We start from the raw sequence: 25,289 nt of genomic DNA, 5'->3' as shown, positions 1-25,289 counted from the left end.
ATTTTTTATAACGGTAGAGTGAATCTAGCTACTTTGCCTGAAGTATACCCAGAAAGGTCGACAGGTTCACTTGCAAATGTCATTGTAACCCCTTCCGGTGCGCCTAATATCACTTTAAACGGCGCTTTTCCGGTAAGTTCTACATCTTGTCCTGGTTTATGAGTACCACTTACCAGCGTTTTACCATTGGTGTCTTTTACTTGAATCCAACAGTCCGCTTTAAACTTCATAGTAAGAAGTGTCATGCCTTCAGGTACGACTGGCGCAGGCTGTTCCTCTTCCGCAGTTTCAATCACGGCAACAGGTTCTTCAGAATCTACGCTTGTTGTATTTTCAGTTTCAGCAAGCAGAGGATCGCTACCCTGCTCGACTGGTACTTCACTCGTTTCAACAACATCATTACTTGTTGAAACAACTTCTTCAGGAGTACTTGCGATTAACTCATCAGCCGTCATTAAATCGATATCAGCTAACTCTTGCGCTGTGGGCTTCGGCGCTTCAACACTTGAATCCGTAACTTCCTTCGTTAGGCTATTCTCTTGCTGGTTTTGCCACCACCAAGCTGCAGAAATACCAATAATGACCAACCCGATAACCCAAGTCAGGAGCATGATACGGCTATTGTGCTTCTCATCTTTTGTTTTGCGAGAGAAGCTCTGCATTTCAATTTCTTGCTCTTGTGGCTGTACATCTGCTGTCTGCTCTAACGCAGTCAAAACCATCTTCTCATCAAGGCCCACGAACTTCGCGTAAGAACGCAAGTAACCACGCGTAAATGTCGCAACTTGTTGAGACTCAAATCGGTTATTTTCAATATCTTCAATAACAGAAACGCGAAGCCTCAGGCGATCAGCAACTTGCTTTTGACTCATCCCAAGAGATTCGCGTTTGTTTTTCAGTAATGTGCCAGCTTCAATAGAAAGTGGCACTTCATTCGTATTTTCGTGTTCTGTCATAATGGTGGTATTTAATCTGTTTTAGTGGCTAACGTGGTTATGTATTTTCGTTATTGTTCTTAAGCCTCTTTAAAAGATAGCTAGCCTAAACGCGTTAACCAAAATAATAATTTTAAGAAACTCTCAGCGATTTGAGTGTGAATACCCGTTTTGCAAAAATCAGCAAAGCGTATGTGAGAAAATGCTGAGAATTATCGGTGTCATCGTTAATGTCACATATCATGATAAGCGAATGTGTAACGAAGACAAAAACTCTTTACACTCAAACTAACAGATAGCTCAAGCTTTTGTCCAAACTTTGACAAAGGAATTCGAAATTATACCCAAATAACCTCGAGTTGGAGAGTTGTCGTCATAAATCTTGGCAGAAATGCCCTTATCGCTAAACAAAATAGCCAGAGCAAATGGCTCTGGCTATTTTTGAATTCCGGTCGTTTATACGGCTTTTACTTCAATGGTATCAGCACCGCACGACGCTTTTAACATTGCAGTACGTTTAGTTCGGTCAATCACATCACCGACTAACTGACCACACGCTGCATCAATGTCATCGCCACGAGTCTTACGAACCGTTACTGTATGCTCATATTGCATCAATGTTTTTTGGAAGCGATCGATACGTGAGTTACTTGGTTTCTTGTAAGGTGAACCTGGATACGGGTTAAACGGAATCAAGTTAATCTTACATGGTGTGTCTTTCATCAGCTCAGCCAGTTCACGAGCATGGTCCATGTCATCATTCACATGATCAAGAAGTACGTACTCAACCGTTACCTTACCGCGGTTTGCATTCGATGAAGCGATGTAACGACGAACTGATGCTAGGAAATCTTGAATATCCCAACGATCGTTAATTGGCATGATTTCACTACGCAGCTTGTCGTTTGGCGCATGAAGGGAAATTGCCAACGCGACGTCGATTTTGCCTGTCATCTGATCAAGACCAGAAACCACACCTGATGTAGATACAGTCACACGACGTTTTGACAAACCAAAGCCAAGGTCGTCCAGCATTAGCTCTAATGCCGGGATCAAGTTCTTCATGTTTAGAAGCGGTTCACCCATCCCCATCATCACGACGTTAGTAATTGGGCGGCGACCTGTTTCTTTCTCAAGACCAATTTCACGTGCAGCGCGCCACACCTGACCGATGATCTCTGAAACTTTCAAGTTACGGTTAAAACCTTGCTGTGCGGTTGAGCAGAACTTACATTCCAACGCACAACCTACTTGAGAAGACACACAAAGCGTTGCACGGTCATCTTCTGGAATGTAAACCGTTTCCACATCCTGATCACCAACGTTCATCGCCCACTTGATTGTACCATCAGAAGAGTGCTGAGCTTCTGCGACTGTTGGTGCCTTGATTTCGCACTTGTGTAAAAGCTTTTCGCGCAGCTTCTTGTTAATGTTTGTCATTTTTTCGAAGTCATCTACACCGAAATGGTAGATCCACTTCATAACCTGATCGGCACGAAACGCTTTCTCGCCGAGTTCTTCTGCGAAAAACTGACGCATGCCTTTGCGATCAAAGTCGAGTAGATTGATTTTTTCAGTGGTCATGTTGCCTCTCAATGACTGAAACAAGAATAAGGGCGCGAATTGTACAGCCTTTATGCAGCCACAACAAGGGGTGTAAAACCCTGAGTTTGCTAAGGCATTAAAATCAAAATGATTAAATTTCAAGCACCCCTTACGCTATAAGTGGCTATTACACTATCAAAAGTAAAAGCGTAGAAATCGTAAAGGGAAAAGACTAAAAATAACTCACGTTACTGGGCTTTAAAGCCCATTATATAGTCAGACTAGTTAGCGTGTAAGAGATCACTTATGCAGTCAACATTGCCACTCAACTTAGGTATATGAAATGAAAAAGCCTCGGAAAGTTCCGAGGCTTTTCTGTATCAGAGCATCACTAACAAGTGAAGTATCACGCCTAATTAGCGAGAGAAAACCTCTGACTCAGGGAAGAAAAACTCAATTTCACGCGCTGCAGATTCAGGGCTATCGGAACCATGAACTGAATTGTGACGCATGCTAAGTGCGTAATCGGCACGAAGCGTACCGCATGCCGCTTCCTCTGGGTTAGTTTTACCCATCAGTTCACGGTAACGTGCAATCGCATTTTCACCTTCCAGTACCTGAACCATAATAGGACCAGATGTCATGAACTCTTTTAATGGAGGGAAAAACTCTTTGCCTTCATGCTCTGCATAAAAACCGCTTGCCTGATCTTCAGTCAGGTGAACCATTTTAGCAGCGACAATACGTAGGCCAGCCTTTTCAATACGGTTATAGATTTCACCAATTAGGTTTCGCTCTACCGCATCCGGCTTAATGATTGAAAATGTTCTTTCTAGAGCCATAAAATTTCCTTTCTGTACTTGTAATAATAGTTGTGTTTTTAAAGTGACTTACTGGGTAAGAGCAGCACTCAAACAAGGAGTGCCGCAATCAATCTTATTTACCAGCTTGCTCATTGAGGAAACGAGCAAGTGTACGAACGCCCATACCCGTAGCTCCCGCAGCCCATTTATCAGACGCGGCTTTACGGTATGTACCCGCACAGTCGAAGTGCAACCAGCCTTTTTTGTAGTCTTCTACGAAGTAAGACAAGAATGCTGCTGCTGTGCTTGCACCCGGAGAGTAGTCACCAGAACTGATATTCGATAAGTCAGCAAAGTTTGACGGCAGCATTCCACGGTGGAAGTCAGCAAGTGGTAGCGGCCATAAACCTTCTTTTTCTTGGTTTGCCGCAGTGAGCGCTTGATGCGATAACTCGTCATCGAAACTCATTAATGCGTGATAATCATTACCCAACGCATTCTTCGCCGCACCTGTTAGTGTTGCACAATCAATGATTAACTCAGGCTTTTGCTCACTGGCGTAGATAAGACCATCAGCAAGCACTAAACGACCTTCTGCATCGGTGTTCATGATTTCAACGGTTTTACCGTTTTTGTAGGTGATGATGTCGCCAAGCTTGAGTGCGCGACCAGAAACCATGTTCTCTGCACAACAAAGGATCAGTTTTACACGCTTGTTCAAACCACGAAGAATCGCCAGTGCAAGACCACCGGTGATGGTGCCTGAGCCACCCATGTCTGCTTTCATTGCGCTCATGAAGTTAGAAGGCTTCAAGCTGTAACCACCCGAATCAAAGGTGATACCTTTACCGACAAGACACGCGAATATTGGTGCGTTCTCGTCACCTGTCGGGTTGTAGTCTAGCTGGAGCATCGCAGAAGTACGCTCCGAACCACGGCCTACGGCGTAAATACCTTCCCAACCTTCTGCCAACAAGTCTTTGTCTTTGACGATACGAGCTGTCACTGTGCCTTTAGGCGCAACAGATTTGATGAATTCAGCGGCCATTGTCGCTAGCTGACGAGGGGCAACTTCTTCTGCGGTTTTATTGATGATATCGCGGGTAAAATCAGTCGCGGTAATACGCGCTTGAAGCTCTGCTTGATCTTCTTCAGACAATGCAGACCACTCAACTGAGCCATGTTTTTTGGGGTTACGGTAACCTTGGTGGAAAGCCCAAACGCTCTCTAAATCCCAGTTATCACCGGAAAGAAAAATAGAACGAATTCCTTGGCCATCTAGCTGACGAGCTGCACGTTGAATTGCACCAAGATCGTGACCTTCACCTAAATGAATGGTTGCGCCGTTTTCAGCGAATGAAAGCAGTGCTTTTTCACCCCAATGTGGTGCTGCCGACTCTTGACTTAAAAATACAGACATCTGTGTAGACATGGTTTCTCCTTGTCTTATAGCAGCGTTGCCTACGCTGCTTCTTTTTAATAACTCACGGATGTTAGCATTATGTAGGGCAAAAATGTCAATTGGATAAAAAAACGGACCTAAAGGTCCGCTTTTTTTAGTAAGAATTGTTAACTAGGCTGTGTTTTACAGACTTAGTCTGCTTCATCCATCCAGCACATGATAACAGCTTCCAGAATCTTTTCGTTACAATGGTTTGGGTCATCTTCAAACTCATCTAACTCCATGATCCATTGATGAAGATCGGTAAAACGCACCGTTTGCGGATCAACATCTGGAAACTTGTCACAAAGTTCAATCGCGATATCGCGAGAATCTGTCCATTTCATTGCTCATCTTCCTTTTGCTTCTTCCCTATATTGGGAAGATAGTTTTAGTGATCTTCTGAAGCGTGGTTTAGCGTGTACTTAGGAATTTCTACTACTAAGTCTTCATCCGCAATTTTCGCCTGACACCCTAGACGTGATTCAGGCTCTAGACCCCACGCTTTATCCAGCATGTCGTCTTCCAGCTCTTCACTTTCTTCTAGCGAATCAAAACCTTCACGGATGATCACGTGGCAGGTGGTACAAGCACATGATTTTTCACACGCATGTTCAATACCGATACCATTTTTTAGCGCTACGTCCAGAACGGTTTCACCAGTGTTTGCTTCCAACACTGCGCCTTCTGGGCACAAATCGTCGTGTGGTAATACAATAATCTTAGGCATAACTACTTATCTCTTATATATCGTCTACTGATTGACCTGACAGCGCAGCTCGAATCGATTTATCCATACGGCGCGATGCGAAATCTTGGCTCTCTTTATCGGTATCTTTAATGCCTTGCTCAATCGCATCTGCATCATCACCATTACGCAGCTCAATCAAGGCTTCGATGGCTTTTATCAGGTCTTGTTTCTCTTGTTCTGATAGTAGTTCGTCACCATCAGCTTGCATGGCTGCAATCAAGCCTTCTATCACACGGTCGGCCTCAACACGCTGCTCAGCTAGCGCACGAGCTTGCATGTCTTCTTTAGCGTGAGTCATTGAATCACGCAGCATATCCGCCACTTCATTATCGCTTAACCCGTAAGAAGGTTTTACTTGAATCTCTGACTGAACACCGGTGCTCTTTTCCATTGCCGTAACAGAAAGAAGACCGTCAGCGTCAACTTGGTAAGTCACACGAATATGTGCCGCACCCGCCGCCATCGGTGGAATGCCTTTCAATGAGAAACGAGCCAGTGAACGACAATCATCAACCATTTCACGTTCACCTTGTACCACATGAACACTCATGGCCGTTTGGCCATCTTTGAATGTGGTAAATTCTTGCGCACGCGCAACAGGAATCGTGGTATTGCGAGGGATGATCTTCTCAACCAAACCACCCATGGTTTCAATACCAAGCGACAGTGGGATCACGTCAAGAAGTAACATTTCTGAATCAGGCTTGTTACCCGCTAGAATGTCGGCTTGGATACCCGCGCCGATTGCGACAACTTCATCAGGATTAATGCTTGTTAGCGGTGTGCGGCCAAAAAACTCGCCTACCATTTCACGAACCAGCAATGTGCGTGTTGAACCACCAACCATGACAACTTCGAGTACTTCGTCTGCGTTAACATCAGCATCTTTTAATGCACGACGACAAGACATTAGTGTTTTCTTCACTAATGGGCGAATCAGATCTTCGAACTGCTCACGAGTAACGGTGCCCTTCCAGCCAAACACGTCAACATCAACGCTGTCTTGCTCAGAGAAAGCAATCTTAGTCGCAGTAGCAATGTTCAGTAGCGTACGGTTTTTTTCAGCAGAAAGTGGGGCTTCGAGACCCGCTTGCTCCATTAGGTAATCCGCTAACAGATGGTCAAAGTCATCACCGCCTAACGCAGAGTCACCACCTGTTGCTAATACTTCAAATACGCCTTTCGACAAACGTAGAATAGAGATATCAAATGTACCGCCACCTAGATCGTAAACCGCAATCACACCTTCTTGGCCTGAGTCTAGGCCATAAGCAATTGCCGCGGCGGTTGGTTCGTTAAGCAGACGGAGAACATGAAGACCTGCTAATTTCGCGGCGTCTTTCGTACCTGCACGCTGAGCATCATCAAAGTAAGCAGGAACAGTGATCACAACACCCGCTAACTCACCACCTAACGTTTCTTCTGCTCGCTTACCTAGCGCTTTTAGAATGTCCGCAGATACTTCAATCGGGTTTTTGTCACCTTGAGGCGTTTGCAGGATTGGAAGACCATTTTCACTCTCTCTAAAACGATAAGGAAGTGAAGAGTAACGGGACTGAATGTCCTTTAATGAACGACCAATCAAACGTTTTACAGAGATAATCGTGTTCTCTGGTTCAAACTCTGCTTTAGCTTTGGCTTCGTGGCCGACCGTTAACGTTTCCTCAGCGTAATTAACGACTGAAGGTAAAATAGTACGGCCCTGCTCGTCCGCAAGTGGAGTTGCATCGCCGCTACGTACAGAAGCAACCAAAGAGTTGGTAGTACCTAAGTCGATACCCGCTGCTAACTTATGCTCATGAGGTGCCGAGCTTTGGCCCGGTTCTGCGATTTGAAGTAGTGCCATGATAGGTCCTTGTCACGCTAACTAGCCGAGGAGTTTGTCTTCGACTAGTTCAATTTCGTTCTTTAGTTTGGCAATGAATTTTAGCTTACGAACTCGGTCTGCGGCTTCAGCCCAAAGACCATCATCAAGCTCTTGCTCGACGCTTGCCAGATGCTGTTTGTACATTTTGCTGACCTTAGAATCGAAGTCAAAAAGCGCCGATTCAGGATCGGTGCTGTCAGCAATTTCTTCCAGTTCTTCGCGCAGCTCCATTTGCTCCATTAAGAACATTGGATCTTGCATTGTCTGCTGTTCACCTCGGATCTCAACTCCCTGCTCTGCGAGTATGTACTCGGCACGGGAGATAGGATTTTTCAGAACTTGATAGGCATCGTTGATTTGCGCTGCCTTTTGCACCGCCATCAAACGGTCACGTTCAGATCCCGTTGCAAAGTTATCCGGGTGGAAGCGTTTTTGTAGTTCTCGGAACTGAGAAGAAAGAAGGCTACCATCCAGCTTAAACTGACTTGGTAGCCCAAATAATTCAAAGTGATTCATTAAGTTCGGGTCCTAGTAAAGCCTTCCGGACTCGCTTGCCCAGAAGGACAATCAATTAGACGTTGAAGCTTTCACCACAACCACATTCACTTTTCGCGTTAGGGTTGTTGAATTCAAAACCTTCATTCAACCCTTCTTTCACGTAATCCAATTCGGTACCGTCTAGGTACACTAAGCTTTTTTTGTCGATGATGATTTTCACTCCAGAGAGTTCAAAAACTTCATCTTCTTCGTTAAGCTCATCAACAAACTCAAGTACATATGCCATGCCTGAACAACCAGTCGTCTTCACTCCAAGACGTAAACCGATACCTTTGCCTCGGTTATCTAGGAATGCTCTTACGCGACTTGCCGCTGATTCTGTCATTGTGATGGCCATACTGCACCTTAGTCTGTCTAAATTTCGATTGGAATGGGAGCGTCAAAGCTCCCATTATATTACGGAATAATTATTCTTGGTGTTTTTTCTTGTAGTCTGCAACCGCTGCTTTGATTGCATCTTCAGCAAGAATTGAACAGTGAACTTTCACTGGTGGAAGCTCTAGCTCTTCAGCAATTTCAGAGTTTTTAATTGCTGCTGCTTCATCAACTGACTTGCCTTTTACCCACTCAGTTACTAGTGAGCTTGATGCGATTGCACTACCACAACCGTATGTTTTGAACTTCGCATCTTCGATGATACCTTCCGGTGTCACTTTGATTTGAAGCTTCATTACGTCACCACAAGCTGGAGCGCCAACCATGCCGCTACCTACTGATGGGTCTTCTTTATCGAATGAACCAACGTTACGTGGGTTCTCGTAGTGATCAATTACTTTTTCGCTGTATGCCATGATAAATTACCTCGAATCCTCTATTTCAATCCCTGAGATTAATGGTGAGCCCATTCAACAGTGCTCAAATCAATCCCTTCTTTGTACATATCCCATAGAGGAGACATGTCGCGTAGCTTAGTCACTGCAACGCGGATTTGTTCAATTGCGTAATCAATTTCTTCTTCAGTCGTGAAACGACCAAACGAGAAACGAACCGAGCTGTGAGCCAATTCATCATCCATGCCTAGGGCACGAAGAACGTAAGAAGGCTCAAGGCTTGCAGACGTACAAGCACTACCAGAAGATACCGCTAGATCTTTAAGCGACATTAGTAGTGATTCACCTTCTACGAATGCGAAGCTGATGTTTAGGTTGTGTGGTACACGTTGCTCAAGGTCACCGTTTACCGTCACTGCTTCTAAGTCTTTCACGCCATCAAAAAGACGGTTACGAAGCGCTAAAGCGTGATCGTAATCTTTTTGCATGTCTTCTTTTGCAATGCGGAATGCTTCACCCATACCAACGATTTGGTGAGTAGGAAGTGTACCAGAACGGAAACCACGCTCATGGCCGCCACCGTGCATTTGCGCTTCAAGACGAATACGAGGCTTACGACGAACGTAAAGTGCACCGATGCCTTTAGGGCCATAAACTTTGTGAGCAGAAAGCGAAATTAGGTCAACTTTCATCTCTTGAACGTCGATTGGTAATTTACCTGCAGATTGCGCTGCATCCACGTGGAAAACAATTTTACGCTCACGACACAATTCGCCGATCGCAGTAATGTCTTGAACCACACCAATCTCGTTGTTTACGTGCATAATAGACACAAGCACTGTGTCATCACGCATTGCCGCTTTAAGCTTCTCTAGATCGATCAAGCCATTTGATTCTGGCTCAAGGTAAGTCACTTCAAAGCCTTCACGCTCAAGTTGACGACATGGGTCAAGAACGGCTTTGTGCTCTGTTTTACAAGTGATTACGTGCTTGCCTTTCTTCGAGTAAAAGTGCGCTGCACCTTTAATAGCAAGGTTGTCTGATTCTGTCGCACCAGATGTAAATACGATTTCGCGAGGATCTGCATTTAGAAGGTCAGCAATTTGCTCACGAGCAGTATCGACCGCTTCTTCTGCCTGCCAGCCGTAACGGTGCGAACGCGACGCTGGGTTGCCAAATGTGCCATCCATTGTCATGTACTGAACCATTTTTTCAGCAACACGTGGATCAACTGGACATGTAGCGGAATAATCAAGATAAATCGGCAGTTTCATTCTCTACTCCAATGTAAAAAGCTGACCGCTAAGAGCGGACGTTTACACCGATGGGCGCGGCGGTTGTATTTTTGTTTGATAGCCCATGGGTTACCGCCAGATCAATGTCCTGACGATCAGAAATTTCGAGGACTTCATTGTCTGTCATCAACTCACCAAGAGTGATGTTATTCAAGAAGTCACTAATGCGAGAGCTTAAGTCGCGCCATAGCGTGTGAGTAAGGCAACGTGTTCCACCTTGGCAATCTCCTTTGCCCTGGCATTTGGTTGCATCGACTGACTCATCAACGGCTGCAATCACGGTACCAATAGCGATACTGTGTGCGTCGGCACCAAGTCGGTAACCACCACCAGGACCACGAACGCTGGCAACGAGACCTGCTTTACGCAATTTTGAAAATAGCTGCTCTAAGTAAGAGAGCGAGATCCCCTGACGCTCTGAGATGTCAGCAAGAGGTACAGGGTTTTGTTGCGAATGCAGTGCCACATCCAGCATGGCTGTCACCGCATATCTTCCTTTAGATGTAAGTTTCATACCACACCGTATCCACATGGTTTGTAATGGTTAAGATTTTTCCATACCTGAGTAATTTGGTCAAGTATTTATTTGACCATTTTACTCAGGTATTCATCCTTACACCTAAAGTGGTTATCCTTTATTCAGAACTTCTTTTCTATCGAGGTTAAAATGCCGCGTAGAATATTGAGTTCCTGGGTTTCTGGCCGAGCACGAGAGAACAAGCGACGCAATTTATTCATCACCTGTCCTGGTTGCTCTTTATTGATAAACTGGGTCTCAACCATCACCTTTTCAAGATGCTCGAAGAACATTTCGAGCTCTCTATGACGTGGGTACTCTTCCGGCTCATTTGGGGCAAACTGGCTTTGCTCTAAGTTCAAATGCGCAACTCGTACTTCGTAACTCAGAGTTTGTACGGCCATCGCTAGGTTAAGCGAGCTATATTCAGGGTTAGCAGGAATGCAAACATGGTAGTGACACCTTTGCAGCTCTTCGTTTGTTAGACCAGTTCTTTCACGACCAAACACGAGCGCGACAGGGTGTTTTCTACCCTCAACCGCAAATTTCTCACCACATTCACGTGGCTCAAGCATTGGCCATTCTAATGTACGAGAGCGAGCACTGGAGCCCACCACAAGGCTGCAATCTTCAACCGCTTCCTCTAATGTGCCGACAATCTTTGCATTTTGAGCAATATCACCAGCACCCGCAGCCAAAGCAAGAGTTTGTTCGTCCACTTCACATTGTGGATCGACTAATACTAGTTGGCTTAACCCCATCACTTTCATAGCTCGAGCTGCTGAGCCAATATTGCCTGAATGAGAGGTACCTACGAGTACAATTTTCACTTGATCCAACATCTGTGTTTGCTACCTAAATTAAAACCGCAGAATGTTAACATAGTTTTTTAACACACCCTAGGGCGAAGAAGGCCTCTCTTCTCATTCTTGGTCATTGTTCTCGTTCGCCTCAAGCTAAATACAATAAAACCACTGACTTTAGAACAAAAAATAACCACTTCCTTTTTTACTGATCTCTGGTATACTCGCCGCCGCTTTCATTTGTTCTTTAACATCCGTTGGGAAATTCGTATGCATCCAATGCTAAACATTGCTATTCGCGCTGCGCGAAAGGCAGGCAATCATATTGCTAAATCATTAGAAAACACTGATAAAGTAGAATCTACTCTTAAAGGCACTAATGACTTTGTCACTAATGTAGATAAAGAAGCAGAATACATCATCATCGATACTATCAAGCAGTCTTACCCTGAGCACTGTATCGTTGCTGAAGAACAAGGTCTTATCGAAGGTAAAGATAAAGACGTACAATGGATCATCGACCCACTGGATGGCACCACTAACTTTGTAAAAGGTTACCCACACTTCGCGGTTTCTATCGCAGTTCGTATCAAAGGCAAAACTGAAGTTGCTTGTGTTTACGATCCAATGCAAAACGAGCTATTCACTGCACAACGTGGTGCAGGCGCTCAACTAAACAGTGCGCGTATCCGTGTTGCTCAACTAAAAGACCTTCAAGGTACTGTTCTAGCTACTGGTTTCCCATTCAAACAGAAACAACACGCTGAGTCTTACATCAAGATCGTTGGTGCGCTATTCACTGAATGTGCTGATTTCCGTCGTAGCGGCTCTGCTGCTCTTGACCTATGTTACGTGGCTGCTGGCCGTGTTGATGGTTACTTCGAGCTAGGTCTAAAACCTTGGGATATGGCAGCAGGTGAGCTTATTGCTCGTGAAGCTGGCGCAATCCTAACTGACTTTGCTGGCGGTACTGAGTACATGAAGTCTGGTAACATTGTTGCTTCAAGCGCTCGTGGCGTAAAATCTATCCTTAAGCACATCCGCGAAAACGGTAACAGCGCGATCCTTAAGTAAGATTTGAAAGTCATATTTAGCCCGTCACGCTGATGACTTTAGAAAGCCCCGCTCAATGAGCGGGGCTTTTTTGTATCTACTGAACCGTATCTACTTAGCTGCACCATACAGTGAGGTTCTGCAAGCATACGGCTCGATTCAGATACAAAAAAACCGCTGATTGCTCAGCGGTTTTTGTTTTCGATTCTCAACCTGCCTTATGGCATTTCGTCGAACTCTGCGCCTTCTTTTTCTACTTGAGGTGGCATCAAGTGCTCTTTCTGGATGCCCAGTTTTAGCGCTAGTGCTGATGCTACGTAGATAGAAGAGTAAGTACCTACAGTGATACCAAGTAGAAGTGCGGTTGCGAAGCCGTGAATCATCGCACCACCCTGCATGAACAGTGCAATTACCACGAACAACGTCGTACCAGATGTAATCAGTGTACGGCTCAACGTTTGGGTGATTGAAGCATCCATGATATCGGCTGGCTCACCTTTACGCATCTTGCGGAAGTTTTCACGGATACGGTCAAACACAACGATGGTATCGTTGAGCGAGTAACCGACTACCGTTAATAGTGCCGCGACGATGGTTAGGTCAACTTCTATTTGTAGGAATGAGAAAACACCTAACGTGATAATGATATCGTGAGCCAATGCCATAACCGCACCAGCCGCTAGACGCCATTCAAATCGCATCGAGACATAAAGCAGGATACAGATCAGCGACACGAGGATCGCTAGACCGCCAGCTTCTGTTAGCTCATCACCAACGTTAGGACCTACGAATTCAATACGACGCATTTCTACGCTTTCGCCAGTACCATCTTTGATAGCACCAATGATTTGGTTGCCCAGCGTTTCACCAGAAACGTCATCACGTGGACGAAGACGAACCATTACTTCACGAGCACTACCGAAGTTTTGTACTGTCGCATCACCAAAACCTTTCGCATCTAAAGCGGTTCGGATTTTTTCAAGGTTCGCAGGTTTTTCAAAGCCAACTTCAATTAGCGTACCGCCAGTGAAGTCTAGGCCCCAATTTAGCCACTTAGTTGACAAAGTGAAGATAGAAGCAGCAATCATAAAGATTGAAAAAACGAATGCTACTTTCGACCAACGCATAAAGCCGATCGTCTTCTCTGCTTTTAGAATTTGAAACATATTAATTCCCAGCCTTAGATCGACAATTTATCAACGCGTTTGCCACCGTAAATCAGGTTCACGATACAACGTGTACCAATAATGGCGGTGAACATTGAAGTTAAGATACCGATAGATAGAGTAACCGCGAAACCTTTCACTGCACCAGTACCGACTGCAAATAGGATAATTGCAGTAATCAGTGTCGTGATGTTCGCATCGGCAATCGTACTGAATGCATTCGCGTAACCTTGGTGAATAGCTTGTTGTGGACTACGCCCATCACGAAGCTCTTCACGGATACGCTCGAAGATCAGTACGTTCGCATCAACCGCCATACCGACCGTTAACACGATACCGGCAATCCCCGGAAGCGTCATGGTAGCGCCTGGAATCATCGACATAACACCAATGATCAACACTAAGTTAGCCATTAGAGCGATGTTGGCAATCAAGCCAAAGCCACGGTAGTAAAGCAGCGTAAACAGCATTACGGCAACCATACCCCAGATACACGCTTGGATACCCATATCGATGTTTTGCTGGCCCATTGATGGACCAATAGTACGCTCTTCAACGATAGAGATAGGTGCGATCAGTGCACCAGCACGTAATAGAAGTGCAAGGTTGTGCGCTTCAGCTGCGGAGTCTATACCCGTGATACGGAAGTTACGTCCAAGAGCCGATTGAATCGTCGCTTGGTTGATGACTTCTTCATGCTTATCTAGGATGACTTTGCCTTCTGGCGTACGACGACCACTGTCTTTGTACTCAGCAAACACGGTAGCCATTAGCTTACCGATGTTCTTCTTAGAGAACGCTGACATCTTGTTACCACCTTCGCTGTCTAGCGAGATGTTAACTTGTGGACGACCGTATTCATCGACACTTGAGCTTGCATCCGTAATGCTTTGACCACCAAGAATAACACGCTTCTTAAGCACAACCGGACGACCGTCTCGGTCCATTTTGATTTCACTGCCTGCTGGCGCACGACCATTTGCCGCCGCTGATAGGTCAGCTTTATCGTCAACTTCACGGAATTCTAGCGTTGCAGTCGCACCTAGAATCTCTTTTGCACGAGCAGTATCTTGAACACCAGGAAGCTCAACAACAATTCGACTTGCACCTTGACGTTGAACGAGAGGCTCTGCAACACCTAGCTCGTTTACACGGTTACGTAAAATCGTAATGTTTTGCTCAACAGCGTAGTTACGGATCTCTTGTAAACGTTGCTCGGTAAAGGTCGCAGTAAGAGCGTAACGGCCATTTGAATCAGATTCGACAAAGAGCATGTCCGGGTGATTCTTTTCTAGCATTGCTTTCGCTTCTGCTAATTGCTCTTCGTTACGTAGCAGAACTTCTACCGCTTCTTTGCCAGAAGGGCGGATAGCACGATAACGAATTTTTGCCTCACGAAGTTCGCTACGGAAAGCTTCTTCTTGCTGACCAACGAGCTTTTCCATCGCAGCGTCCATGTCTACTTCCATTAAGAAGTGGACACCACCACGAAGGTCAAGACCCAGCTTTAATGGTGACGCGCCAATCGCTTCTAGCCAATCGGGTGTAGAAGGAGCAAGGTTAAGTGCAACAATTGTGTCTTTGCCAAGCGCTTCGCTGATGACATCACGAGCACTGATTTGCGTGTCAGTGTCGTTAAAACGAACAAGAATTGATCCATTCTCGAGAGCAATGGATTTATGAGAGAGTTGCTCTTTATCAAGAGCAGTAGTGACAGCATCCAGCGTTGACATATCTACAGAGGCGCCACGCGCCCCTGTAACTTGAATAGCCGGATCTTCACCGTAGATATTTGGAAGTGCGTATAACGCAGCGGTGATGATGGCAAAAAATACCATCAAGTACTTCCATAATGGATAACGGTTTAGCACAGCGAGGATCCTTTAGCTGTTTTATAGAGACTTAAGCGTACCTTTTGGCAACACTGCAGTGATGAAGTCTTTCTTGATTACCACTTCATTGTTCGCGTTAAGCTCGATTGAAATGTAGTCATTGTCTTCAGCAATCTTAGTGATTTTACCCACTAGGCCACCGCTAGTTAGAACTTCGTCGCCTTTGCCCATAGAAGCCATTAGGTTCTTGTGCTCTTTTACACGTTTCGCTTGTGGGCGGTAAATCATGAAGTAAAAGATCACTGCGAACATGCCAAGCATGATTAGCATTTCAAAACCACCGCCTGCTGGCGCGCCTTCTGCTGCTGCGTGAGCCTGAGAAATAAACATTAAAACATCCTCATTATATTTTATTGATAATCCAACAAGTTGGGCTTTCGCATTTTAGATTCAAGTCTGAGAGTAACTAATAGCGATCACTCTCTCAAAAATAACGTGCGTTAGCCTACTTTATTAGCAAAAGCCTCTGGCGACATGCCAAAGGCTTTAATTCTTTTTAGTCCGTCAATGACTGTTCTTTTGCTAGTGGTGGCACTTCACGGCCACGACGCTCATAGAACTCGGTAACAAACTCATCAAAACGATCTTCATCAATCGCTTTACGAATACTTTCCATCAGACGCTGGTAGTAGCGTAGGTTGTGGATCGTATTCAGACGAGCACCCAGAATTTCATTACAACGCTCTAAGTGATGAAGGTACGATTTACTGTAGTTTTGACAAGTGTAACAGTCACAGTGCGGATCCAACGGGGTTGTATCCGTTTTATGTTTCGCATTACGGATCTTGATCACACCACCAGTCACAAACAGGTGACCATTACGCGCGTTACGCGTTGGCATTACACAGTCAAACATGTCGATACCACGGCGAACACCTTCAACCAAGTCTTCTGGTTTACCCACGCCCATTAGGTAGCGAGGCTTGTCTTCTGGAAGCTGCGGACAAGTGTGCTCAAGAATACGGTGCATATCTTCTTTAGGCTCGCCTACTGCCAAGCCACCAACCGCGTAACCGTCAAAACCGATTTCCGTTAGACCTTTTACCGACACATCACGTAGATCTTCGTAAACACCACCTTGAACAATACCAAACAGGTTGTTCGGGTTTTCTAGCTTCTCGAAGTGATCACGTGAGCGCTGTGCCCAACGTAGCGACATTTCCATCGATTTCTTCGCTTCATCGTGTGTCGCTGGGTATGGCGTACACTCGTCAAAAATCATGACGATGTCAGAACCTAGGTCTTTTTGAATTTCCATCGACTTTTCTGCGTCCATGAAAATCTTGTCACCATTAACTGGGTTACGGAAGTGCACACCCTCTTCGGTAATAGTACGCATCTTGCCAAGGCTGAATACTTGGAAGCCGCCTGAATCAGTAAGAATAGGACCGTGCCAGTTCATAAAATCATGCAAGTCGCCGTGCATTTTCATGACTTCTTGACCTGGACGCAGCCAAAGGTGGAACGTGTTACCGAGTAGGATTTCTGCGCCCGTACCTTTCACTTCTTCTGGCGTCATGCCTTTAACCGTACCGTAAGTACCAACTGGCATAAACGCTGGGGTTTGAACAGTGCCACGTTCGAAAGTCAGTTGACCACGACGCGCATTGCCGTTTTTCTTCTTAAGATCGAATTTTAATTTCACGATGCCTCCGGGTGTCAGAGAAACAGTCTGACTGAGTGTTTAGGGCTCTACCCTACTTTAAGGAGCGGTCGCTTTTCCTTGCGAGAGATAAAGCAGAGGTTCTGCTCTATTTCCTAGCTTACTGCTAGCACTCGTAAATCTTATTTTTTACTAAATCGTTTTCTTCTTGATGAACATTGAATCACCATATGAGAAAAAGCGATATTTGTTTTCTACCGCATGCTTGTAAGCATTCATGGTGTTCTCACAACCTGCAAATGCACTCACCAACATGATCAGTGTGGATTCTGGCAGGTGGAAATTGGTAATCAAGCAATCCACAAGCTGATATTCGTAGCCAGGGAAAATAAAGATTTCTGTATCACCAAAGAATGGGACCAACTCAGTCCCTTTTTTCAATGCGTCTTGCGCTGCGCTTTCAAGTGAGCGTACCGATGTAGTACCAACAGCAATAATTCGTCCACCTCGCGCTTTCGTCGCTTTAATTGCTTCGACGACTTCTTGCGGTACTTCTACGTACTCAGCGTGCATATGGTGATCGTTGATGTTTTCTACTTTTACTGGCTGGAATGTACCTGCCCCAACGTGCAAAGTGACGTAAGCAAACTCTGCGCCTTTCGCTTTGATTTTCTCTAGTAGAACATCATCAAAATGAAGACCCGCTGTCGGCGCCGCTACTGCGCCTGGCTTCTGGTTATATACGGTTTGGTAACGCTCTTTATCTGCATCTTCATCTGGGCGGTCAATGTAAGGAGGAAGTGGCATGTGGCCGATTTCTTCCAAAATTTCTAATACCGTCTTATCAGCGTTAAATTTCAGTTCAAATAGAGCGTCATGACGCGCCACCATTTCTGCTGAGTATTCATCATTCTCGCCAACAATGATGGTTGTACCTGGTTTTGGAGATTTAGAGCAGCGAACGTGCGCGAGGATGCTTTTCTCGTCAAGCATGCGCTCCACCAGCACCTCTAGCTTACCACCCGACTCTTTACGACCAAAAAGACGAGCAGGTATAACACGAGTATTATTAAACACCACGAGATCACCGGGTTGAACTTGGCCCAATACATCAGTAAATGTGCCATCAATTAGCTCTCCGGTATTGCCGTCCATTTGTAATAGTCGGCTAGCGGTACGCTCTGGCTGAGGGTAACGAGCGATAAGTTCATCTGGAAGGTCGAAATGGAAATCTGATACTTGCATGTTACTTGTCTTATATATTGGTCAAATCACGTCTAGGACGACGATAAAATTGCGACGAGTTTTTCGCAGCAGACTAGTATATGTTTACATGCTGCAATAGCAAGCAAATCCCCAGAATATCACTGTAAAAGCCATGATGAAGAGTGTAATAAAACGTGAAAAACCGCGATCACTTGGCATTGTTTTTCAGTTTAAGCCGACAGAAATGGAACATTAAAAAGCAAAGCAGCGCATAACGCTGCTTACTCGTTTGGTATTCAAATCGCCCTATCAAACCTCACGCCTTCGCCACCACGCCAAGGGTACGAATAGACCCAATAGCCACAGACCCAGACTGCCACCATCATCATCTGACCCTTTGAAATCACAGTTATTGGTTGCAATACCGTCGTGACACTCTTTATCTCCGCCGACTTCGTTATTAGCCTCTTTAATAAAGTTCGGTGCAATGATGTAGCTACTTGGTGGCGCATCGGCAGTAATGTAAGACTGTACCCAGTCGTAATATTGGCTCACCTTGGTGTAGAAACTTGGAATCGTCAAAGAGCCACAAGTCGGAAGAATGAGAGGTCCACCGCTAACAATACCAATCTGTTTTCCCGTAGCCACATCGACCAGCGGCCCCCCACTGTCACCTTTACATGCAGAGTTACCATATTGGGTGTGGCTATCCGGCTCTAATACTCGGTTTTTCGTTGGTAGCGTACAAATTTTGGTTTGGTTTTCTCTTGAGTCGATGATCCCCGGAAAACTGCTGCCAATTTCTAAACGCTCATAACATTTGTCGATGGGTAAAAATGTACTAATGGTGGTTTTGAGCGTATTGGAAGGTTCAGAAGCATCCGGCTGAGTGGTCCCCCACCCAAACACTTGCACATTTTCGACACGTTGATTGGTCAGGTAATTATCGTTCCAATCCGCTGCCAACCGCGCTTCGATACTCTCCATGTCGGCTTTGTTTGCTAAATCAGCAAAGCTTGCGTTTGCCACTGGGCGCGTGAGATACAGCAACGCGATGTCTGAGTCTAAACCGGTTTGGATAGGTTTCACGTTGCCATTACTGTCGGTCTCAGCTTTTGAAATCCGCGTGTAATCAGGGTGAACCACAACGTGAGACACCGGATAGAAGTTATCAAGCCCTGCTGAATTAAGTTCATGCACATTCGCATTCACCGACAACTCGCCCGGCGGGGTCACATAGTAGCTTGCTTCGTTCGTTCCCTGCCCCATTACCACGCAGTGTGCCGCAGTCAACACCCACTGCTCCGTCAGCATGGTGCCGCCACACAGTGGGAACTCTGCCATATTACTTGCTCGTAAAGTAACACGATCAACAGAGTCGGTTAGTTCATCTCCTAACACAATCGCCTGTGCTGATTGCACACTGAATGCCGCCACTGCCAGCGCAATGAGTTTGTTACACGTTGTTCTTTTCATTTAGGTTGCTGTCTTCAATTTGGTAAGCCTGAACGTATCTTCTTCGAGAGACGAATTTTGGAAAATCCAGCGAATAAAAATGTGCGATTCAATTCATTGGATTACCTTAGCGGTCCATTCAATATCAACCCAAAATGCCAACTGACTCGCACACAAACCGACTTATTCAAATTAATAAAAACGTCGATAAGACACAGATTACGCAGACAAAAAGAAGCGCAAGTGTATTGTGCTATTTAATTGATGAAAAACGAGTTAGCTCCCAGATATACAGAAAAATATTCTCTATATTTAAGAGAAGGACAATGCCGCTGGAGGTCTCTATGATCAAGGTTGAAGACATGATGACTCGTAATCCTCATACCTTACTGCGCACGCACACCTTGCGTGATGCAAAAAGCATGATGGATGCGCTTGATATTCGACATATTCCGGTTGTTGATGCCAATAACCACTTACAAGGCTTGGTGACTCAACGCGACATTCTTGCTGCTCAAGAATCGAGCTTGCACCCAGATGAGGCTGAACAATCTTTTACTCTAGATACACCGCTCTACGAAATGATGCACACCAACATCATGACGGCCGAACCCATCGCGGGGCTTAAAGAGAGCGCTATCTACATGCAAAAGCACAAAGTTGGCTGTTTACCTGTTGTCACCAAGGGTCGATTGGTAGGCATCATTACTGACAGTGACTTTGTGACCATTGCGATTAACTTATTGGAACTGCAAGAAGAAGTGGAACCCGAAGAAATCGAGCCAGAAGAATAATACGCAAACGCGTTATCTTGGGTGTAAATTTCGTTTCTTAAACGTTTTAAACGAAAAAAGAGCGGCAAGGTTGCCGCTCAAAATGCCATTACTGACGCTGATTAAGGAAGTGTTTCTCTGCCAATTAGAATTGGTCTTCTTCGGTCGAACCTGTCAATGCGGTCACTGAAGAGTTACCACCTTGGATAGTATTGGTCATTCTATCGAAGTAACCTGTACCTACTTCTTGTTGGTGTGCAACAAATGTATAGCCTTTTTCTGCCGCCTGGAATTCAGGACGCTGAACTTTCTCAACATAATGACGCATACCTTCACCTTGAGCATAAGCGTGTGCCAGTTCGAACATGTTGAACCACATGTTGTGAATACCTGCTAGCGTGATGAATTGGTACTTGTAGCCCATGTCTGCCAACTCTTGTTGGAACTTAGCAATGGTTTCTGCATCTAGGTTTTTCTCCCAGTTGAATGAAGGCGAGCAGTTGTACGCCAACAATTGATCTGGGTATTCAGCGTGAATCGCTTCTGCAAACTTACGTGCTTCTTCCAAACATGGAGTAGCCGTTTCACACCAAATCAAATCTGCATATGGTGCGTAAGCCAGGCCACGAGAGATGGCTTGGTCGATACCAGCGCGAACGCGGTAGAAACCTTCTTGAGTACGCTCACCTTCAATAAAGTCTTTATCGTATGGGTCGCAATCTGACGTAATGAGATCCGCCGCATTCGCATCAGTACGAGCAATAACCAAGGTTGTTGTACCCGCTACATCAGCAGCTAAACGAGCAGCAACCAGTTTTTGTACCGCTTCTTGCGTTGGAACTAATACCTTGCCGCCCATGTGGCCACACTTTTTCACTGATGCTAGCTGGTCTTCAAAGTGAACGCCCGCTGCGCCTGCTTCGATCATCGACTTCATGAGCTCGTAAGCGTTAAGCACACCACCAAAGCCCGCTTCAGCATCCGCTACGATTGGTAGGAAGTAGTCAATACCGCCTTCATCTTCAGGCGATTTACCTGCTGACCATTGGATTTGGTCTGCACGACGGAACGAGTTATTGATGCGCTTTACTACTGACGGTACAGAATCGACTGGGTATAGAGACTGGTCAGGATACATCGTCGAAGCGGTGTTGTTGTCCGCCGCTACCTGCCAACCAGATAGGTAAATCGCTTCAATACCAGCTTTAGCTTGTTGAACAGCTTGGCCGCCAGTTAACGCACCAAGACAGTTTACGTAACCTTTTTTCGCACTACCGTTGACCAGTGACCAAAGTTTGTCTGCACCACGTTGTGCAATTGTGTTGGCAGGTACCATAGAACCACGCAGTTCCACCACTTCCTCAGCAGTGTATGTACGCTTTACATTTTTCCAGCGCGGGTTAGTTGCCCAGTCTTTTTCCAGAGCTTCAATTTGTTGGCGGCGAGTTAAGTTAGTCATTGGTCTATCCCTCTTTATAATTTGCACTTTATGCGTGTGCGTTGAGTTTCCGTTCTCAGGCAGTACTTCCCTATCTGCCCTGAAAATCCTTCACGTTATTGGTGTTACAGTTATTCTTTATTAATCCAGGTAGTCATAACCAGGAATTGTTAAAAAGTTGGTCAGCTCATCGCTCGTAGTGAGCCTTGCCATCAAGTCTGCCGCTTCTTCAAATCGACCCGCTTGGTAGCGCTGCTCGCCAATTTCTTGTTTCACTACTTCAATCTCTTCTTTTAGATAGAGCTCGAACAGATCCTTAGTGACCTTCAATCCGTTATCTAGCGACTTGCCGTGTTGAATCCATTGCCAGATAGAAGCGCGAGAGATTTCAGCTGTCGCCGCATCTTCCATCAAGCCATAAATCGGTACACAACCATTACCAGAAATCCAAGCTTCGATGTATTGCAGCGCAACGCGGATGTTATGTCGCATGCCCTCTTCTGAACGTTCACCCTTGCACGGTTCAAGTAACTCTGCAGCGGTGATTGGTGCGTCTTCTGAGCGACTCACATCCAATTGGTTGGTGCGCTGCCCCAGTGTGGCACTGAACACTTCCATTGCGGTGTCTGCCAACCCCGGGTGAGCAACCCAAGTACCGTCATGACCGTTGTTGGCTTCTAGTGATTTATCGTTGTGGATCTTATCCAGCACTTTTTGGTTTTCTTGTGGGTCTTTAGCCGGAATAAAGGCTGCCATGCCGCCCATCGCAAATGCGCCTCGTTTATGACAAGTACGCACCAATAATCGCGAGTAAGCGTTCAAGAATGGCTTGTCCATAGTGACCACTTGGCGATCTGGCAGTACGCGTTCAGGGTGCTTCCTCAAGGTTTTGATGTAGCTAAAGATGTAATCCCAGCGACCACAGTTCAAACCAACGATGTGTTCTTTAAGTGAGAACAGAATCTCATCCATTTCGAATACGGCTGGTAAAGTTTCAATCAGCACAGTCGCTTTGATGGTGCCTGTATCAAGACCGAAATAGTCTTCCGTGAAATGGAACACTTCGCTCCACCACTTCGCTTCGTGATGCGATTGCAGTTTTGGAATGTAGAAATAAGGGCCGCTGCCTTTTTGAAGTAACGCTTTGTAGTTGTTATAGAAGTACAGAGCGAAATCGAATAGCGCACCTGGAATGATCTGACCGTGCCACGTAACGTGTTTTTCTTTTAAATGAAGGCCGCGAACACGGCAGATCAACACCGCTGGGTCATCTTCCAGCTGATAATGCTTGCCATTGCCAGGGTTGGTGTAACTGATGGTGCCATTCACGGCATCGCGTAAATTCACTTGCCCATCCAGCACTTTACTCCATGCTGGAGACATTGAATCTTCGAAGTCTGCCATGAACACTTTTACATTCGCATTCAGTGCGTTAATCACCATCTTGCGATCAGTTGGTCCGGTAATCTCCACACGGCGATCTTGCAGATCTTGTGGGATTCCCAGGATCTTCCAGCTTCCTTCACGGATGTCTTGTGTCTCTGGTAAAAAGTCTGGCAGCTCACCTGCATCGATACGCGCTTGCTTCTCTTCTCGTGCTTCCAGCAACTGCTCAACACGTCCGGCAAATTTTTCACACAGTAGAGATAAAAAGGTTTGGGCTTCAACAGGGAAAATTGCTTGATGTTCTGGAGCAACGACTCCATTCACCTCAAGCATGCCTTGGGTTTGCTTTAGTTGTTGTGTTTTTTGTTCTGTCTGAGCAAGCATAATCATTCATCCTTAACGTGCTTTATCCATCTTGGGCAGTCAGCGTAAAGCTACATTTGTAAGTTATGAACAACAAATTACATCCTTTAACTTTGTGTTCAACTCGTCTAGCCATGTCGATAGATTGCGTAATGTTATGTGTATTTTCAATCTAGACATAAGTCTTATCGGCCTTTAAATAAGCTATCTCAACAAAGGGTTTAACGAAACCCCCAAGATAAACAAAACAGAAAATTCGAAGTTTTATTCGGCAGGGTAAAAACCGCCTATCGAACACCTATTTTTGTAAGTTATTACGTAATTAAATTACATTAATTTTAAGGTCGATTTATCATTTCAAACGAGTGTATGAATATAGACTGGTAAACAAACGCCTTGTATTCACAAGGGCTGGCAAGGTGGATTCAAACAAGGGTCAAACAAGACATACAAGGTTTTGTGTAAAATTAACATTGTGAAATTTCACTATTTTATGAAAGCTTCATCAAAGAAGAGCTGTAAAATTTTACAAGTCAAAGTTCACCAACAGAATAAAATACTAGAAAGCGCACTGTTTTCAGTGCGCTTTTAGATAAATAATGGAGATGTAGAGGCTAATACTAATAGCTAAAGCAGTTCGGAAACTACTTCTGCAAGCTGATTAAATGTTTTCGTTCTTGATGAACTCGGACGCCAAACTAAGCCAATTTCGCGATAGGCTTGCTTTCCTGGGGGATCGATCACGACTAAATTCTGGTTATGCAGCAGGCCGTGGTCGATAGCCATTTGAGGAATGAACGTCGTTCCCAAACCATTCGCAACCATTTGCACCAAAGTATGAAGGCTGGTTGCTGTAAACGGATTAATTTTTTCCTTATCTGTTAATTTACACGCAGATACCGCGTGTTCCGTTAAGCAATGCTCTTTCTCTAATAAAAAGACGGATTCGTCAGGTAAATCTGCGTAACGAATCGGCACAGGCACCGATTGGGCTTGATTCGCACTAATAACCATTCGAAACGGATCCTTACCCACCACTCGACTTTCCATACCGTCAATTTCCACTGGCAACGCTAAAATGAGCACATCCAACTCACCGTGTCTAAGCGCTTGAAGTAAGTTTGTTGTCGTGTCTTCTCTTAATAAAAGATTCAGTTGTGGGAAACGGTAGTTAACCTCTTGCACCAAATCACACAGTAAAAACGGAGCAATTGTTGGTATGCATCCCACTTTTAGCTGGCCTTGCATATCGTCGCCTTGGCACATACGTCCAAGCTCGACCAAATCTTGCCCTTTTGCTAACAGCTCTCGCCCCTGCTTTACTACCATTTCTCCTGTTTGGGTAAAAACCAGTGGGCTTTTCTTGTCTTTCTTTTCATATAATGGACAACCAATCAATTCCTCTAAGTTTTGAATACCTTTACTTAAAGTAGACTGACTGACAAAACAACGCTCTGCAGCATCACTAAAATGTCTTGTTTCATGCAGTGTGACTAAGTAGTGCAACTGCTTCAAACTGGGCCATTTATTCATAATTGTATTTGTATCTACCGCCGTTCCAGTGATCGAGTTAAGAGTTTTGCTATTATCGTTTTTTTCGATTAACTCAATCTATTTATTTCGCTTTTTTCAATACTACAATCTGTACTATAGTTTGTCTCGTACAAAC

24 protein-coding genes are annotated in these 25,289 nt (G+C 45.1%); 2 read left to right on the top strand and 22 right to left on the bottom strand.

The window, feature by feature from the left end; genetic code table 11:
• Positions 1-5: 5 nt before the first annotated feature.
• From rodZ to trmJ, 13 genes are all read right to left on the bottom strand, one after another.
• Positions 6-956, bottom strand: a complete 951-nt coding sequence (rodZ, locus tag L3V27_RS19340; RefSeq protein WP_182033312.1) for a cytoskeleton protein RodZ — start codon at positions 954-956, stop codon at positions 6-8.
• 435 nt (positions 957-1,391) lie between these two features.
• Positions 1,392-2,519 (bottom strand): bifunctional tRNA (adenosine(37)-C2)-methyltransferase TrmG/ribosomal RNA large subunit methyltransferase RlmN, encoded by a 1,128-nt coding sequence (locus L3V27_RS19335; protein ID WP_237312546.1) that lies wholly within the window; start codon positions 2,517-2,519, stop codon positions 1,392-1,394.
• Positions 2,520-2,896: 377 nt separating this feature from the next.
• Positions 2,897-3,322 (bottom strand): nucleoside-diphosphate kinase, encoded by a 426-nt coding sequence (ndk, locus tag L3V27_RS19330; protein ID WP_005391542.1) that lies wholly within the window; start codon positions 3,320-3,322, stop codon positions 2,897-2,899.
• Between the two features lie 94 nt (positions 3,323-3,416).
• Entirely contained in the window at positions 3,417-4,715 is a 1,299-nt protein-coding gene (gene pepB / locus L3V27_RS19325; protein ID WP_005391544.1) for an aminopeptidase PepB, read from the bottom strand.
• A gap of 161 nt (positions 4,716-4,876) precedes the next feature.
• Complete coding sequence (iscX, locus tag L3V27_RS19320) at positions 4,877-5,071, bottom strand: Fe-S cluster assembly protein IscX (protein WP_005391546.1); 195 nt, start codon at positions 5,069-5,071, stop codon at positions 4,877-4,879.
• Positions 5,072-5,115: 44 nt separating this feature from the next.
• Positions 5,116-5,454 carry an ISC system 2Fe-2S type ferredoxin gene (fdx, locus tag L3V27_RS19315; protein WP_005391548.1) on the bottom strand — a complete coding sequence of 113 codons (339 nt, stop codon included), beginning with the start codon at positions 5,452-5,454 and terminating at the stop codon, positions 5,116-5,118.
• Positions 5,455-5,467: 13 nt separating this feature from the next.
• Complete coding sequence (hscA, locus tag L3V27_RS19310; protein WP_237312545.1) at positions 5,468-7,321, bottom strand: Fe-S protein assembly chaperone HscA; 1,854 nt, start codon at positions 7,319-7,321, stop codon at positions 5,468-5,470.
• A gap of 21 nt (positions 7,322-7,342) precedes the next feature.
• Positions 7,343-7,858: a co-chaperone HscB gene (hscB, locus tag L3V27_RS19305; protein ID WP_012842113.1), complete on the bottom strand. Its 516-nt coding sequence runs from the start codon at positions 7,856-7,858 to the stop codon at positions 7,343-7,345.
• Positions 7,859-7,913: 55 nt separating this feature from the next.
• Entirely contained in the window at positions 7,914-8,237 is a 324-nt protein-coding gene (gene iscA, locus L3V27_RS19300) for an iron-sulfur cluster assembly protein IscA (protein ID WP_005391554.1), read from the bottom strand.
• A 70-nt stretch (positions 8,238-8,307) separates the two neighbouring features.
• Complete coding sequence (gene iscU, locus L3V27_RS19295; protein ID WP_005381718.1) at positions 8,308-8,691, bottom strand: Fe-S cluster assembly scaffold IscU; 384 nt, start codon at positions 8,689-8,691, stop codon at positions 8,308-8,310.
• A gap of 38 nt (positions 8,692-8,729) precedes the next feature.
• Positions 8,730-9,944 (bottom strand): IscS subfamily cysteine desulfurase, encoded by a 1,215-nt coding sequence (locus L3V27_RS19290; protein ID WP_005391556.1) that lies wholly within the window; start codon positions 9,942-9,944, stop codon positions 8,730-8,732.
• 28 nt (positions 9,945-9,972) lie between these two features.
• Entirely contained in the window at positions 9,973-10,479 is a 507-nt protein-coding gene (iscR, locus tag L3V27_RS19285) for a Fe-S cluster assembly transcriptional regulator IscR (protein WP_005381720.1), read from the bottom strand.
• Positions 10,480-10,604: 125 nt separating this feature from the next.
• Positions 10,605-11,324 carry a tRNA (cytosine(32)/uridine(32)-2'-O)-methyltransferase TrmJ gene (gene trmJ, locus L3V27_RS19280; RefSeq protein ID WP_006741887.1) on the bottom strand — a complete coding sequence of 240 codons (720 nt, stop codon included), beginning with the start codon at positions 11,322-11,324 and terminating at the stop codon, positions 10,605-10,607.
• Positions 11,325-11,555: 231 nt separating this feature from the next.
• Here trmJ and suhB point away from each other — a divergent pair, with 231 nt between their 5' ends.
• Complete coding sequence (gene suhB, locus L3V27_RS19275) at positions 11,556-12,359, top strand: inositol-1-monophosphatase (protein ID WP_012842115.1); 804 nt, start codon at positions 11,556-11,558, stop codon at positions 12,357-12,359.
• 197 nt (positions 12,360-12,556) lie between these two features.
• On the opposite strand, the gene secF is transcribed toward suhB, so the two are convergent.
• The 6 genes from secF to L3V27_RS19245 form a co-directional block, all read right to left on the bottom strand.
• Positions 12,557-13,504: a protein translocase subunit SecF gene (secF, locus tag L3V27_RS19270; RefSeq protein WP_005391572.1), complete on the bottom strand. Its 948-nt coding sequence runs from the start codon at positions 13,502-13,504 to the stop codon at positions 12,557-12,559.
• A gap of 14 nt (positions 13,505-13,518) precedes the next feature.
• Entirely contained in the window at positions 13,519-15,375 is a 1,857-nt protein-coding gene (gene secD, locus L3V27_RS19265; protein WP_006741889.1) for a protein translocase subunit SecD, read from the bottom strand.
• Positions 15,376-15,396: 21 nt separating this feature from the next.
• On the bottom strand, positions 15,397-15,726 hold the full coding sequence (gene yajC / locus L3V27_RS19260) for a preprotein translocase subunit YajC (RefSeq protein WP_005381725.1): 330 nt from the start codon (positions 15,724-15,726) through the stop codon (positions 15,397-15,399).
• Positions 15,727-15,892: 166 nt separating this feature from the next.
• Positions 15,893-17,041 carry a tRNA guanosine(34) transglycosylase Tgt gene (gene tgt, locus L3V27_RS19255; RefSeq protein WP_005391577.1) on the bottom strand — a complete coding sequence of 383 codons (1,149 nt, stop codon included), beginning with the start codon at positions 17,039-17,041 and terminating at the stop codon, positions 15,893-15,895.
• A gap of 150 nt (positions 17,042-17,191) precedes the next feature.
• Positions 17,192-18,244 carry a tRNA preQ1(34) S-adenosylmethionine ribosyltransferase-isomerase QueA gene (gene queA, locus L3V27_RS19250; RefSeq protein ID WP_237312544.1) on the bottom strand — a complete coding sequence of 351 codons (1,053 nt, stop codon included), beginning with the start codon at positions 18,242-18,244 and terminating at the stop codon, positions 17,192-17,194.
• 270 nt (positions 18,245-18,514) lie between these two features.
• Positions 18,515-19,681 carry a serine protease gene (locus L3V27_RS19245; RefSeq protein WP_046874342.1) on the bottom strand — a complete coding sequence of 389 codons (1,167 nt, stop codon included), beginning with the start codon at positions 19,679-19,681 and terminating at the stop codon, positions 18,515-18,517.
• A 323-nt stretch (positions 19,682-20,004) separates the two neighbouring features.
• Between L3V27_RS19245 and L3V27_RS19240 the strand changes: the two genes are divergently transcribed.
• Positions 20,005-20,454, top strand: coding sequence for a CBS domain-containing protein (locus L3V27_RS19240; protein ID WP_005391583.1), 450 nt, complete (start codon positions 20,005-20,007; stop codon positions 20,452-20,454).
• Between the two features lie 124 nt (positions 20,455-20,578).
• Here L3V27_RS19240 and aceA read toward each other — a convergent pair whose 3' ends face one another.
• The 3 genes from aceA to L3V27_RS19225 all read right to left on the bottom strand — a co-directional run bounded on the left by aceA (position 20,579) and on the right by L3V27_RS19225 (position 25,153).
• Positions 20,579-21,892: an isocitrate lyase gene (gene aceA / locus L3V27_RS19235; protein ID WP_005391585.1), complete on the bottom strand. Its 1,314-nt coding sequence runs from the start codon at positions 21,890-21,892 to the stop codon at positions 20,579-20,581.
• A gap of 120 nt (positions 21,893-22,012) precedes the next feature.
• Positions 22,013-23,641, bottom strand: coding sequence for a malate synthase A (gene aceB, locus L3V27_RS19230; protein WP_237312543.1), 1,629 nt, complete (start codon positions 23,639-23,641; stop codon positions 22,013-22,015).
• Between the two features lie 606 nt (positions 23,642-24,247).
• Positions 24,248-25,153 carry a hydrogen peroxide-inducible genes activator gene (locus tag L3V27_RS19225; protein WP_005383681.1) on the bottom strand — a complete coding sequence of 302 codons (906 nt, stop codon included), beginning with the start codon at positions 25,151-25,153 and terminating at the stop codon, positions 24,248-24,250.
• Positions 25,154-25,289: the final 136 nt, after the last annotated feature.

This window comes from Vibrio sp. J2-3(2022) (assembly GCF_021725735.1).
In the GTDB taxonomy this organism is placed as follows: Bacteria; Pseudomonadota; Gammaproteobacteria; order Enterobacterales; family Vibrionaceae; genus Vibrio; species Vibrio diabolicus.
Note: the sequence above shows the minus strand (reverse complement) of the source record. Positions and strands in the feature narration are given on the sequence as shown.

What these genes read in the sequence shown, in the direction of transcription:
- hscB (WP_012842113.1), bottom strand. Translation starts at nt 7,858, where the DNA reads ATGAATCACTTTGAATTATTTGGGCTACCAAGTCAGTTTAAGCTGGAT.
- L3V27_RS19245 (WP_046874342.1), bottom strand. Translation starts at nt 19,681, where the DNA reads ATGAAAAGAACAACGTGTAACAAACTCATTGCGCTGGCAGTGGCGGCA.
- iscA (WP_005391554.1), bottom strand. Translation starts at nt 8,237, where the DNA reads ATGGCCATCACAATGACAGAATCAGCGGCAAGTCGCGTAAGAGCATTC.
- secF (WP_005391572.1), bottom strand. Translation starts at nt 13,504, where the DNA reads ATGTTTCAAATTCTAAAAGCAGAGAAGACGATCGGCTTTATGCGTTGG.
- trmJ (WP_006741887.1), bottom strand. Translation starts at nt 11,324, where the DNA reads ATGTTGGATCAAGTGAAAATTGTACTCGTAGGTACCTCTCATTCAGGC.
- iscX (WP_005391546.1), bottom strand. Translation starts at nt 5,071, where the DNA reads ATGAAATGGACAGATTCTCGCGATATCGCGATTGAACTTTGTGACAAG.
- aceA (WP_005391585.1), bottom strand. Translation starts at nt 21,892, where the DNA reads ATGACTAACTTAACTCGCCGCCAACAAATTGAAGCTCTGGAAAAAGAC.
- suhB (WP_012842115.1), top strand. Translation starts at nt 11,556, where the DNA reads ATGCATCCAATGCTAAACATTGCTATTCGCGCTGCGCGAAAGGCAGGC.
- L3V27_RS19290 (WP_005391556.1), bottom strand. Translation starts at nt 9,944, where the DNA reads ATGAAACTGCCGATTTATCTTGATTATTCCGCTACATGTCCAGTTGAT.
- L3V27_RS19240 (WP_005391583.1), top strand. Translation starts at nt 20,005, where the DNA reads ATGATCAAGGTTGAAGACATGATGACTCGTAATCCTCATACCTTACTG.
- rodZ (WP_182033312.1), bottom strand. Translation starts at nt 956, where the DNA reads ATGACAGAACACGAAAATACGAATGAAGTGCCACTTTCTATTGAAGCT.
- pepB (WP_005391544.1), bottom strand. Translation starts at nt 4,715, where the DNA reads ATGTCTACACAGATGTCTGTATTTTTAAGTCAAGAGTCGGCAGCACCA.
- L3V27_RS19225 (WP_005383681.1), bottom strand. Translation starts at nt 25,153, where the DNA reads ATGAATAAATGGCCCAGTTTGAAGCAGTTGCACTACTTAGTCACACTG.
- L3V27_RS19335 (WP_237312546.1), bottom strand. Translation starts at nt 2,519, where the DNA reads ATGACCACTGAAAAAATCAATCTACTCGACTTTGATCGCAAAGGCATG.
- ndk (WP_005391542.1), bottom strand. Translation starts at nt 3,322, where the DNA reads ATGGCTCTAGAAAGAACATTTTCAATCATTAAGCCGGATGCGGTAGAG.
- iscR (WP_005381720.1), bottom strand. Translation starts at nt 10,479, where the DNA reads ATGAAACTTACATCTAAAGGAAGATATGCGGTGACAGCCATGCTGGAT.
- fdx (WP_005391548.1), bottom strand. Translation starts at nt 5,454, where the DNA reads ATGCCTAAGATTATTGTATTACCACACGACGATTTGTGCCCAGAAGGC.
- queA (WP_237312544.1), bottom strand. Translation starts at nt 18,244, where the DNA reads ATGCAAGTATCAGATTTCCATTTCGACCTTCCAGATGAACTTATCGCT.
- yajC (WP_005381725.1), bottom strand. Translation starts at nt 15,726, where the DNA reads ATGTTTATTTCTCAGGCTCACGCAGCAGCAGAAGGCGCGCCAGCAGGC.
- aceB (WP_237312543.1), bottom strand. Translation starts at nt 23,641, where the DNA reads ATGCTTGCTCAGACAGAACAAAAAACACAACAACTAAAGCAAACCCAA.
- iscU (WP_005381718.1), bottom strand. Translation starts at nt 8,691, where the DNA reads ATGGCATACAGCGAAAAAGTAATTGATCACTACGAGAACCCACGTAAC.
- hscA (WP_237312545.1), bottom strand. Translation starts at nt 7,321, where the DNA reads ATGGCACTACTTCAAATCGCAGAACCGGGCCAAAGCTCGGCACCTCAT.